Below are 11,463 nucleotides of genomic sequence, written 5' to 3' on the forward strand. Positions count from 1 at the left end.
CTCTGCACTTCATTCGGGTTGGGAGAGTTTGGACGGTTCTTATGGTACCTTTGTTCAGTTGGACTCGGTTACTACCACACAAGTTGATGGACAAACCGTTATTCAGGCTAATGTGGAATTCTCCAAAGGCAATTTAAATCTGGTTATCACTGTGGACAATAATGCCCGGTTAACTGGCTTAAGGTTTACACCTGGTGCTGCAACCGCTGTGGAGCGGGAGCTTCCGGTAGGCTTAACCGAAGAGACGGTAGTAGTTGGCGAAGGTACAGCACATCCGTTAAAGGGTATTCTGACACTTCCTAAGCATTCGTCTGGCCGGCTTCCGTCTGTAGTGCTCGTACATGGATCAGGTTCAACCGATCTTGACGAAACAGCATTCGCTTATAAGCCCTTTCGTGACATCGCCTGGGGGTTAGCGCAGCAAGGGATTGCTGTCCTGCGGTATGACAAGCGTTCATACGCTTATCCCAAAGAGTTTATCGGAGATGAGGCAGCAAGCTTTACTGTAAAAGAAGAAACGGTAGATGATGCCATACTCGCGGCCAAACTGCTGAAGTTGGATAAACGGCTGGACCCGGGACATGTATATCTGGCCGGGCATAGCCTTGGAGGGATGCTGGCTCCGCGAATCGATGCAGACGGCGGTGATTTTGCAGGACTAATCCTTCTGGCAGGATCTCCGCGGAAGCTATGGGAGATTGTGTATGATCAGAACATGAATGTTATCCAGACGCTAGAAGACAGTAATCCGCTCAAAGCGCAAACGGTTTCGGCAATTGACGGTGAACTTATGAAAGCCAAGGCATTGTCCTCATTAACCGCTGAACAGGCTAGGCAGGCACCGGCTGTGTTTGGAATCCCGGCTTATTATCTGCAGGAAATGCAGCAGCATGATACGGCGGAGCTGGCCCGAAGACTGACCAAACCCGTACTCGTCATGCAAGGAGCAGATGATTTTCAAATATTTGCCGGTACAGACTTTCCACTGTGGAAAGAAGTCCTCAAGAATAATACTGCGGCTGAGTTTAAGCTCTACCCTGGGTTAAATCACTTTTTTGTCAATTATGACGGAGCGGGAACGGGAACAACTGCTGAGTACAATGTACCGGGCACAGTGGACCCGCAGGTCATTGCGGATATGGCAACATGGATCAATGCACAATACTATTGAGACTCAAAGTTCATATTGATGTAACGACCGTTCCTAAGTGACGGTTGTTTTTGTGTGGATTAGAACACGGAAATGGAGATTCATAGAGTTGAACTAAAGGACGCAATGTGGCACCAGCCGGCTGGAAAGACAGATTATTAGCTATACGCGTATAGGTCTATAGAGATATAATTAATCCAATGAATGAAATTGATGCCGGGCGGTGTTGTTGTTGTCGTGGGATATTGTAGGATTTATGTTTTTCTCAACGATTGAAACTGTATCATTATATTATTTGATCATGACACTCTTTCGGTTTAAATGGAGGGCATTCATCTGGCCAGCGATGTTTATTATTTTAATCAATAATCTGCAAAGCTATTTGCTGAGAAATGAACTCGATATGGCGAATATTTCACCTCTAGTCACAATTATTGTTTTTATATTCTTTTTTGCTGCTGTTGTCAGGATGCCGTTTGTTTTTTCAGTTATTGCAACGATCTCCGGATATGTGGTCTTTGCCGTTATCCAGTCATCATTGGTGTTGCTTATGTTCGGTTCCCTTTCGCAGGTGGAGAATCACACAATCAACGGGTACATGCTGCAAACAGCATCTGCTGCTGTAGTGTTCGTAATCTTCTGGTTTGCTTACCGCAAGGGCAAGGGCTTTACGTTTGATATGGAAAAACTGAGATTCAAGCTCGAAGATATTGTACTGACCGTGTTAATCACTATTTTTCTGATCGGCATATCCGTGCTGCTGGTTTATAAAAACCTTTGGATCGATATTATGTTCTTCATCGTGATGTCCGCATTCCTGTTATATTATGCAACGAAAAAGGAGCGGGAGGATGCTTGAGAACCTGGCAGGGTGGATCGCGGCAAGAATTAAAAATGTCGTCCCTGAACATCCGGCATCCTATGAGGTCCTGAAATTTGCTGTAGCAATAGTGTTCAATGTGGTACTTGTTGTACCGGCTGTGAGTTTAATAATCGTATGGAAAAAGGGGAGCGGAAGTCATCGGAACATATCAGCGGAAAGCCGTTTATAAACTGGCGTCGGTTTTAGCCTTCCTGGCTGATTTTGTAGTAGATGCTATTCCTAGTGATCTTTTTGTACATCAGCCTGAGGTTCCGGAAGAATTATTGAAATAGTATTGGAGTTGGTCATCTTGAGCAGTATGTCTGTGACCCGTGATGTGAAAGGTAGCAGCGGATTGTCCGCACTCGATATTACCGAAATTACATACATGGAATTCGAAAGAAATCTATATAGAATCGTAGTCCACACTAAGGATGAAATATTTTATACAGTCGGCACGCTGAAATATTGGGTAACTACACTTACAAGTTCAGGATACAAATTTGTCCTGGCCGACCGCAATACCCTGATTAATGTCTCCAACATCATTCAGCTCGACAAAACCTTCCATGTCGCTTATTTCGGGGAGAACCTGAAGGGAATTGAGCAGAAGTGTTTTCTTTCAGAAAAAGGCTATAAGGAAGTCGTCAAAGACGTTAAAATCTCGCAGCCGCATATCCGATTTATTGAACTGCCTTTGTGGTAGTTCTTTTTTGTTGAGCAGGAAAATATTGCATACCCGGGAATGATTCTTTATACTCCCAATATAGGAATTTAAAATTTTATATATGCGGAGGGGAATTAACAAAGTGAAAAAGAAAATGACTGCTGCGTTTACCGCTTTTGCTGTGCTGGGGGGAATGGGAGCCGGAGTTGTTGCCGGTGCCAACCTGCAGGAGATTAAAGCGTTCCTAAATCCAAGTATTAAATTTAAACTCAATGGTCAGCCCGTACAGCTTAAGAACAGCAGCGGTGCCGTGGTTGCCCCGATTACTTATAACAATACCACTTACTTACCAGTCAGAGCTGTATCTGACCTGCTGGGGGTTGCCGTTAATTTTAATGCTGCGGCCAATACCATTTCTTTAGGGGAACAACTCGAAGGCGTTTCCATCGCCGCCGGCTTTGACTCTTCGTACCACACCAAAGACCCGGACAAAACAGTCTATCTGGACAAGGATTATAAAGATGTGCATTTCGACAATGGCAGCGGAACACGCGGCAGCTCCTTCATGCTCTACCCCAAAAATAAATACCAGAAGCTATACATCCAGGTTGCGGCAATCGGCGGCGATATAAAAGACTTCACCATTCAGGATAGTGATACCGACACTGTGCTCAAAAAGCAGACCATTACTGCTGAGCAAGGACTAGTAACAATAGAAGCCGATATTGCCGGAGTAAGTACGATCTATGTAACCGGGCAAGTTGAAGACGGCGCGGCCATGTTCATTCCCTTGACTACTTCGTATTATAAATAACAGAAAACTATTATAAAATCACAAGGAATATGTATCGGGTATTATCATAACAAGAGTATTAGAGGGCACCTCTTAGAGTCGTCATTGGGATAAGCTTGGTTTATCCGGTGGAGATTTTAGGGGGTGTTTTGATTATTTAAGCAGGATAACCCAAGGGAGGGATGGAATTTGTTAATTGATAAATTGGTCCGTAGTTCAAACAAGGGATGAAAGAAGGGGACTTTTTTGGGGACAGATATTCATTGCTTTGTAGAACAAAAAATGTATCGTACAGACACTTATGAAACCGATCCTACAGGGAAATGGATTTTGATTCATAAAACGAACCATGCAGGGACGTGGATATCGATAGATAAATGGACTAAAGACAGCATGGCTATTCTTTATCCTGAACGCAATGAAGGGCCTGTCTGGAATGTTGAGCGTGAGGATATGGTTTTCACCGATCGGAACTACGGTCTTTTTGCAATTCTGGCCAATCAAAGAAACTCCGAAAACATGCCTTACATCAGCGCTCCGCGTGGGTTGCCTGAGGACGTCAGTGCGGAGATTCCGCCACAAATCAGAGCTTTGGAAGGCCATGATACGACGTGGTTTACCGCTAAAGAATTGATCGATTATAATTGGGATCAAGTGTTTGAATTCGAAGATGAGAACATGAATGGTGAGAAAATATATGAAACAGTAAACTATAGGGAATGTGGAAGCAGATTGCTGGAAGTCATTAACCTTATAGTTGCAAGAAATAACCCGGCCGATTTTAGACTAATTATTACGTTTGATTGTTGACCGAACGTTGAAAGGAAGTCAAATAAGACAGCGGCAGACTAGGACTTTGTTTTTATGTCCAGCTGCCGTTGTTTCTATTATTAACGATAAACCATATATACCAAGGGGTTCATTACATGAAAAATCGAGGCCCTATTTCTAGGGCCTCTTTCATGGGAGAGGAGAAACCGGACGAAGAGCTTATGGGGAAACGTAAGCCTGCTCCGCGGTTGTCTACGACATTTTGCAATGCCGATAGTTACATGTTGTCCCGGAATGAGCGTTCTTATACATCGAAGCTTAAAAATATCTGCACATCTAAAATGACACATCCAGACAAACTTTTTATTTAACCAGACAATTGTGGTACTATAGGCTTGGACTTATGCCCTAACCGGCGTAATAAACAGAGACATAGAGCAGGTGAATCGGTGAGAGTTGTATCGGGAAGTGCAAAGGGCAGACCCCTGAAGAGTGTTCCGGGCAGCGGGACGCGGCCCACGACCGACAAAGTGAAGGAAGCGGTGTTCAGCATGATCGGCCCTTATTTCGAGGGTGGAACAGCGCTGGATTTGTTCGCCGGCACAGGAGGCCTTGGTATTGAAGCGCTGAGCAGAGGAATGGGCCGTGCGGTTTTTGTGGATATGGAGCAGAAGAGCATTGATACGGTGCGTTCCAATCTGAAAGCGGTCAAAATGGAGGAACAGGCGGAAGTGTACCGCAATGATGCCGGTAGAGCGCTAAGCGCGCTTGAAAAGCGGGGGCGTGCCTTTGACCTTGTTTTCCTGGACCCGCCCTATCGGCTGAAGCATGGGGATGAATTGATGCTGGCGATGGCCCAGAAAGGATTGCTTAAACCTGATGCAGTAATCGTTCTTGAACATGAATCAGGCTACGTCTATCCAGAGGATATCCCTGGGTTCTATAGAACACGGCAGGCTGTATACGGAGAGACGACGATCTCCATTTATCAGTATGAGGCTGCTCCGGGGGAAGCTGCCGGTAGTAGTAAGGAGGGTAAGGATGAGTCTGCAAATTAGAAAAGAACGTGTCGCCATCTATCCGGGTAGCTTTGATCCGGTAACTATGGGACATATGGATATTATCCGGCGCGCAGCGAAACAGTTTGACAGACTGATTGTTACCGTACTTAATAATTTAAGTAAAAACCCGATGTTCACGGTAGAAGAGCGTACGGAGCTGCTGCGGCAGGCTACGGCGGATATTCCGAATGTCGAGGTTGACAGCTTCCGTGATCTGCTGGTTAATTATCTCCGCCAGAAGAACGCCCAGGTGATCGTGCGCGGGATTCGTACGGTCACCGATTTTGAGTATGAACTGCAGACCGCTTCAATTAATCATAGTCTAGATCCCGAAGTAGAGACCATATTCATGATGACGAACCCGAAATATTCTTATCTTAGCTCGAGTGTAGTAAAGGAATTGGCTCACTTTGGCGCGAATGTTTCGGACTTTGTAGCGCCTGAGGTCGAACGTGCTATGAAGCTCAAGTTCAGCCAGCTGGACGCCCGGACGAAGTAACAGCATACACCAGGGCAGACAACACCAATAATAACAGCAGTAATATGGATTGCAGGCTGAGCAGCTGTGGAATTAGGTTCCAGACGGTAAAAGGACTTAAGGTTTCCGAAGTTACTGCTGCCTCGTTACTGCTGATTGCCGGCATAACAACAGTACGGACGTTTAGCAGCGGCTTCCACAGCAGAAAGGTAAAGACGAAAGCGTACAAGCCATGCAGCAGCCGGACTGCGGCGTAGGGTATAAAGCGGGCCTTGGCTTGTTTAAGTGCCGTCAATGATTGGAGCTGTCCACAAATACCGCTCCATCCCAGCGCTGCAGACAGGAGGGCCATGCCGGTTACACCCGTGGAACTAAGGACAAATGGCGCTGCGGCTTGTGAAGTCAGGGCATTTGCGCCCAGGTGGATCTCCAGAACACTGGCGGCCAGAGCCGGCGGCAGCTGTGGAAACAAGGTAGCTGCTATGTTGATGACCACGGAGAACATAATCATATACCCGCCGACGACCATCAGATTCTGGACTGCAGAAGCCACAGCTTCGCCAAGCAGCTTGCCGAAGCTGCGTCCATCCCGTTCACGTGCTTCTAAGACAGCCTGATGAACACGTTTGGGTAGGGGTTTTGTAACGCGTGTAATGTCTTGCGCTACACTGTTCCTTCTGCCTGCGAACAGTGCAGCTGTGAATCCGGCAGCCAGGCCTGACAACCAGTGGATGGCAAGCAGGGTATAACCGGCGGCAGGGCTGTGCAGGAAGGCAACACCAACTACAATAACCAGAGTTACCGGGCTTGCAAAATGGGTAAGCGCGGCCAGACGTCCGGCCTCCTTGTCTGATATACTGCCCTGCTTGTGGAGCTGCTGCACCCCATCCCGCACCTGCGGGGAATCCAGCAGTCATGCCAAGCGCCAGTGTCCACCCTCCGGCTCCGGGCAGGCGGAACACCTTGGTCATTAACGGCTCCAGCAGGACGCCGAAGCCATGAACAAAGCCTGAAGCGGTGAGCATTTCCGATAAGATCAGGAAGGGCAGCAGTGCCGGGAAGATCAGCGTCCACCATAGCTTGAGGCCCTGAAGGGAAGCCGCGAAGGAGGACTCCGGTGCTGAGACAATAGCAACTGCCAGCAGAATGGCTGCAGCACCGGCCACGAAGGGTGCGGAGGCTGAAGTTAAGCGCCGTATTTTAACATTATTCATTATGAGCATCACCTCTTCATAACTTAGGACATGGGCTGAAGACTGTTATCAATTTATGCAGTGCAGACAACCATCATGCCATAGCCGGAGAAGGTGCAGCTTCTGAAGTTCGTTTAAGGAAGCATAGAGCCCCGGGAAAGAAGGGAAAAGCATTGAGGCAACAGAAACGCCGGGTAGGATTCCGCGCCATCGCCTACTTGTTTACTTTAGTGGTTATACTCTATGTTACCGTTTTTATGAATACCCCCTACATCGTTTATCAGCCCGGCAGTGCCTCGGAGGTTGCGCCGATGATCAAGGTGGAGAATGCAGATAAGGATGAGCAAGGCACCTTTATGATGACAACGGTGTCGGCCAGCTATGCCAATGTGGCTCTGCTAATTGCCTCTTTATTTAACTCCTATTCTGAGGTTGTCCTGAAAGAAACCCGGCTTGGAGATAAAACGGAGCAGGAGTATGCGGCTGAACAGGTGTACTATATGAACAGTTCGCAATCCTTTGCCGTACAGGCCGCATATCATGCTGCGAATGTTCCTTATGAAGATGTAGTGGATTATTTGTATGTATTCTCCGTACCGGACACGGACAATCAAAGTCAATTTCAGCCCGGCGATAAGATTATCAGTGTAGAAGGCAAGCATATTGCGGATCCGGAGACTTTATCAGCACTCTTATCCACCAGCAAAATTGGCGATCATGTGGCGGTAGTGCTTCAGCGGAGCGGTAAGGAAGTCAAAGAGCAGGTAACCCTCGTAGAGGTTAAGGATAAAGATACGGATGCTGTAAAACCCGGTCTGGGAGTAGTAATCGGTGTAGTGCAGAAAGTTAAGCCTAAAGTAGCAGGCAAGGATGTCAGCTTTGTAGACACCAATGTTGGAGGACCGTCGGCTGGACTTATGTTTACGATGGAAATTTACAACCAGCTGACACCTGGCGACCTGTCCAAAGGACACCGGATAGCCGGTACCGGCACTATTGATGCTGACGGAAATGTTGGAGCTATTGGCGGGGTCAAGCATAAGATTGTAGCTGCAGACCGCGAGAAGGCAGAGGTGTTCTTTGTCCCTGTCAAAAATTATGAAGAAGCAAAAGCAAGAGCCGATAAAATAGGCACCGACATGTTGCTGGTGCCTGTGTCGACGCTGGACGACGCGCTGGAATACATGGAGAAGCTGCCGGTTACACCATAACCGGCGGCATGAAGTAATCGTTGTAAAGATCATTGCGCAGCGGACTGCCGAAAGCTCCTGCGTAAGCGGCTGCCGCCTGAATATCACGTTCCAGACCGAGATGGGAGAAGCCTGCCGGTGAGGTGATGACGGGCCACGCGGCAGTATGTTTCATGCGTTTGAGCAATTTGCGCCCGTTCTCCCGGAAACCGAGTATCCGGATATAGCCTGGACCCTTCGCTAAAGCGGGAGGGGTCATTTCTTTTTTACTGTGATTCAGCAGTGTATGCAGCAGCAGGCGCTGAAGGCGCGTATGTGTGTAGCGCTTGCTTTTTAAGGCTTCCAGGAGCCCGCTGACAGTGAACTGCTCCAGCTGCGGCATTACCCGCAGGAGACGGTTTTCCAACCCCTCGTTCATATCCTGAAGCAGCTGCAGCTCTGCTGCGGTCCGGGTTACGAGCACATGCCGCAGCTGGTCTCGGAAGTCTTCCAGGCTTACCGGACCTCTGCCGGCCGCATGCTCCCTTTCCAGGATGGACATGCTATATTCCGGCATGTATGCAGCGGGTGATCCGCCTTCCAGGAGCAGGCGGCGGATCGCCGTGGCACTGGCAATAGACGACCCGCCCTGCAGCGGGTCGTGAAACCCTGCGCCGGTGCGCGGCACAGTCAAGGGCTGCATCGCGCTTCCCAGCCGGCGCAGCGCGATGAGGTAGTGCAGGCCGAGGCTGTTGTTCGGCTGCCGCAGCAGCGCCTCGGCATCAAAGGGACTCCCGTGGCCGCCGGGAGTCCATTCCCAGGCCGCTGCAGCTGCTGCGCTGTAGGCGGCAGGGAAGCTCGCTCCGAGCGCCATGCGGCGGCGGATCTCGGCCTGCAGTTCGCTGCTCTCTTCGGCCAGGAATGCGGCCAGCGGGAGCAGCTCACGCAAAGCGCCGGCTTCGGAGCCGAAGCACAGGCTGTCCACGACCCCGGTCGCTTCCAGCAGAGACACTGCTCCGAAGGCAAACCATTCCGCCGGCTGCAGGGCATAGGCAACCGGCAGCTCAATGACGAGGTCAGCGCCCATATGCAGCGCCATTTCGGTACGGGCCCGCTTGCTGACCACGGCCGGCTCACCCCGCTGGGTGAACGGGCCGCTCATCACGACGATGGCGCTGTCCGCGCCCGACAATCGTTTGGCCTCGTTAAATGATGGACATGCCCGTTATGTAAAGGGTTATATTCGGCTATAATACCAACAGTAGTCACGGTCGTGTCACTCCAAATTCCTAATTGATATATTGATTCATTAGTTATATCATAAGTTGTCCAGCTTCCTGAAACAATATAAAGGAAAAATGGTTGACAAAGTTCGGTAATTCTAGGTATAATAATTTTTGTTTGTTTGGAGTGATGATTATGAAGATTCACTTTCGCAAAATGGCAAATGCCGACGAGTCTCTGCTATTCCAGGAAACCCTGGATGTCAGCGAGCTTGTCAGAGGGCGAAAGGATATACTTGCTGTTGCACCGCTCTCAGTGAACCTTAAAGCGCTGCCCGCGGAAACCGATAGTGTGAACGTGGTGGGAACATTGGAAGGAAATGTGGACATGTTATGTGCACGTTGCCTCTGTGAGGTGAACAGCAAATTGAACATTCCTTTTGCTGAGACTTTCAAATGGCTTAAGCAGCCGATTCTTCCCGAAGATGAAGATGAAGAACTCATCTACATCACGGATGAGACTGTGGATCTTGTTCCGTATGTGGAAGAAAACTTCGTACTGCACTTGCCGGATTCGGTATTGTGCAAGGCAGACTGTCTTGGTCTTTGTCAGAAATGCGGACAAAATTTGAACGAAGGCACCTGCAGTTGCGACAACACAGTGATCGATCCTCGACTCGCTGCGTTGAAAGGATTCTTTACCAAGCAAGATGACTAAGAACAAATCCCGGGTTATAACGGGTCAACAACACATTCAGGAGGTCGAAAACAATGGCAGTACCACAACGTAGAACGTCCAAAACACGCCGTGACAAGCGTCGTACACACTTTAAACTGGTAGTACCAGGTATGGTGAAATGTGAACAATGCGGAGAGCTTAAACTGGCTCACCACGTATGCAAAGTTTGCGGAACTTACAAAGCTAGAGAGATCATCAAACAATAGTTTTTAATAAAAGGTAGCACTTCATCTTCTGGTGGGGTGCTATTTTTTATGAGAATAATAGAAAGTACATTAGCGATACTGTAAATTATCAGACAGGGCGGGCATTTGCAGGTTACGCAGGATGTCACTTTTAAGTCAATGCTTTATTTTTACCGTTCCATGCTTTATACTACATATTAGTACCTGGTTCTAAAATAATTTCATGCCTTAATAGCTATGATAATAGCGGCCTTTTCTTTGGCCCGATGCTTTGATCTAATATAACGTTTTCCGCTTGAGCATGTGCCAGGAGGTGAGCCGCCATAGAGCGGATGTCCAAGAAAGAGCGCCAGCAACAGCTGCTGCACATTATAGATGGCAATCCATTTGTGACTGACCGTGAATTGACCCGGCAGCTCAAGGTCAGTATCCAGACCATTCGGCTGGACCGGCTGGAGCTTGGTATTCCGGAACTGCGTGAACGGATGAAGCAAATGGCAGAACACTCCTATGATCAGGTGCGTTCCCTGCCTCCTGATGAAGTGGTTGGTGATATTGTTGATTTGCAGCTGGACCGCAGCGGCATTTCCATATTCGAAATCCGTGAGGAGCATGTCTTCTCCAGAAACGGGATAGCCCGCGGCCACTATGTGTTTGCCCAGGCCAATTCGCTGGCGGTTGCCGTGATCAATGATGAGATTGCCCTGACGGCTTCCGCCGATATCCGTTTTGTACGGATGGTGCGGTTAGGCGAGAAATGTATTGCCAAAGCACAGGTGCGTTCGCTTGCAGGCCGGAACGGCAAGGCTGAAGTGGACGTGTTTACATATGTCGGGGAAGAACTGGTGTTTCAGGGCCATTTTGTAGTCTACCGGTCTGCAGTTGAAGAATACAGCGAAGGGGGAAACCGCAGTGCTGATCGCCATTGATGCCATGGGCGGAGATAATGCACCTGAATGCAACGTTGAAGGTGCGCTGTCCGCGGCCGCGGAATGGAGCGATACACAGCTGGTGCTTGTCGGCGATGAAGCCCGGCTTGAACCGCTGCTTAAGAACAAGCCGTCCAATGTGACGGTGAGACAAGCGGGGGAAGTGATCGGCTCCGACGAAGAGCCGGTGAAGGCGGTCCGCCGCAAGAAGGATTCATCGATGGTAGTAGCCGGCCGGATGTG

General features: G+C 48.8%; 13 protein-coding genes and 2 pseudogenes. 13 read left to right on the plus strand and 2 right to left on the minus strand.

The genetic code is table 11. The features are described 5' to 3' along the window. The 8 genes from AQR02_RS09780 to coaD all read left to right on the plus strand — a co-directional run. Positions 1 to 1,171 (plus strand): alpha/beta hydrolase (locus tag AQR02_RS09780; protein WP_159067727.1); only part of this gene is annotated, 1,171 nt, incomplete at its 5' end. 325 nt (positions 1,172 to 1,496) lie between these two features. Then, the gene (locus AQR02_RS09785; protein ID WP_082451757.1) at positions 1,497 to 2,009 is read left to right on the plus strand and encodes a hypothetical protein; all 513 of its coding nucleotides are present in this window, start codon (positions 1,497 to 1,499) and stop codon (positions 2,007 to 2,009) included. A 194-nt stretch (positions 2,010 to 2,203) separates the two neighbouring features. Then, the gene (locus AQR02_RS35505; RefSeq protein WP_425340002.1) at positions 2,204 to 2,305 is read left to right on the plus strand and encodes a cyclic lactone autoinducer peptide; all 102 of its coding nucleotides are present in this window, start codon (positions 2,204 to 2,206) and stop codon (positions 2,303 to 2,305) included. Positions 2,306 to 2,331: 26 nt separating this feature from the next. Continuing rightward, entirely contained in the window at positions 2,332 to 2,718 is a 387-nt protein-coding gene (locus tag AQR02_RS09795) for a LytTR family transcriptional regulator DNA-binding domain-containing protein (RefSeq protein ID WP_245237598.1), read from the plus strand. 103 nt (positions 2,719 to 2,821) lie between these two features. Next, positions 2,822 to 3,493, plus strand: coding sequence for a stalk domain-containing protein (locus AQR02_RS09800; protein ID WP_054940407.1), 672 nt, complete (start codon positions 2,822 to 2,824; stop codon positions 3,491 to 3,493). Positions 3,494 to 3,718: 225 nt separating this feature from the next. After that, the gene (locus tag AQR02_RS09805) at positions 3,719 to 4,282 is read left to right on the plus strand and encodes a hypothetical protein (RefSeq protein WP_054940408.1); all 564 of its coding nucleotides are present in this window, start codon (positions 3,719 to 3,721) and stop codon (positions 4,280 to 4,282) included. Positions 4,283 to 4,638: 356 nt separating this feature from the next. Then, entirely contained in the window at positions 4,639 to 5,301 is a 663-nt protein-coding gene (gene rsmD, locus AQR02_RS09810; RefSeq protein ID WP_082451758.1) for a 16S rRNA (guanine(966)-N(2))-methyltransferase RsmD, read from the plus strand. Further along, complete coding sequence (gene coaD / locus AQR02_RS09815; protein WP_054940410.1) at positions 5,285 to 5,803, plus strand: pantetheine-phosphate adenylyltransferase; 519 nt, start codon at positions 5,285 to 5,287, stop codon at positions 5,801 to 5,803. Before rsmD ends, coaD begins: the two co-directional genes overlap by 17 nt. Here coaD and AQR02_RS09820 read toward each other — a convergent pair. Beyond that, the gene (locus tag AQR02_RS09820; protein WP_054940411.1) at positions 5,775 to 6,665 is read right to left on the minus strand and encodes a hypothetical protein; all 891 of its coding nucleotides are present in this window, start codon (positions 6,663 to 6,665) and stop codon (positions 5,775 to 5,777) included. The genes coaD and AQR02_RS09820 overlap by 29 nt on opposite strands. 483 nt (positions 6,666 to 7,148) lie before the next feature. Between AQR02_RS09820 and AQR02_RS09825 the strand changes: the two genes are divergently transcribed. Next, positions 7,149 to 8,186 (plus strand): SepM family pheromone-processing serine protease, encoded by a 1,038-nt coding sequence (locus AQR02_RS09825; RefSeq protein WP_054940412.1) that lies wholly within the window; start codon positions 7,149 to 7,151, stop codon positions 8,184 to 8,186. On the opposite strand, the pseudogene AQR02_RS09830 reads toward AQR02_RS09825, so the two are convergent. After that, positions 8,176 to 9,575: pseudogene (locus tag AQR02_RS09830) on the minus strand (nucleotidyltransferase). The gene AQR02_RS09825 and the pseudogene AQR02_RS09830 overlap by 11 nt on opposite strands. On the opposite strand from AQR02_RS09830, the gene AQR02_RS09835 reads away from it, so the two are divergent. From AQR02_RS09835 to AQR02_RS33920, 4 genes and pseudogenes are all read left to right on the plus strand, one after another. After that, on the plus strand, positions 9,564 to 10,085 hold the full coding sequence (locus AQR02_RS09835) for a YceD family protein (protein WP_054940413.1): 522 nt from the start codon (positions 9,564 to 9,566) through the stop codon (positions 10,083 to 10,085). The pseudogene AQR02_RS09830 and the gene AQR02_RS09835 sit on opposite strands and share 12 nt — an antisense overlap. Before the next feature lie 53 nt (positions 10,086 to 10,138). Next, positions 10,139 to 10,312 carry a 50S ribosomal protein L32 gene (gene rpmF, locus AQR02_RS31210; protein WP_019911234.1) on the plus strand — a complete coding sequence of 58 codons (174 nt, stop codon included), beginning with the start codon at positions 10,139 to 10,141 and terminating at the stop codon, positions 10,310 to 10,312. Between the two features lie 311 nt (positions 10,313 to 10,623). Next, complete coding sequence (gene fapR, locus AQR02_RS09840; RefSeq protein ID WP_054940414.1) at positions 10,624 to 11,220, plus strand: transcription factor FapR; 597 nt, start codon at positions 10,624 to 10,626, stop codon at positions 11,218 to 11,220. Then, positions 11,204 to 11,463: pseudogene (locus AQR02_RS33920) on the plus strand (phosphate acyltransferase PlsX); the annotation flags it as partial. The gene fapR and the pseudogene AQR02_RS33920, both read left to right, overlap by 17 nt.

The sequence above is a fragment of the Paenibacillus ihuae genome (genome assembly GCF_001368795.1).
Lineage (GTDB): Bacteria > Bacillota > Bacilli > Paenibacillales > Paenibacillaceae > Paenibacillus_AQ > Paenibacillus_AQ ihuae.

Excerpts from the sequence above, each read along its gene's own strand:
- fapR (WP_054940414.1), top strand. The coding sequence starts at position 10,624 with ATGTCCAAGAAAGAGCGCCAGCAACAGCTGCTGCACATTATAGATGGC.
- rpmF (WP_019911234.1), top strand. The coding sequence starts at position 10,139 with ATGGCAGTACCACAACGTAGAACGTCCAAAACACGCCGTGACAAGCGT.
- coaD (WP_054940410.1), top strand. The coding sequence starts at position 5,285 with ATGAGTCTGCAAATTAGAAAAGAACGTGTCGCCATCTATCCGGGTAGC.
- AQR02_RS09835 (WP_054940413.1), top strand. The coding sequence starts at position 9,564 with ATGAAGATTCACTTTCGCAAAATGGCAAATGCCGACGAGTCTCTGCTA.
- AQR02_RS09795 (WP_245237598.1), top strand. The coding sequence starts at position 2,332 with ATGTCTGTGACCCGTGATGTGAAAGGTAGCAGCGGATTGTCCGCACTC.
- AQR02_RS09785 (WP_082451757.1), top strand. The coding sequence starts at position 1,497 with ATGTTTATTATTTTAATCAATAATCTGCAAAGCTATTTGCTGAGAAAT.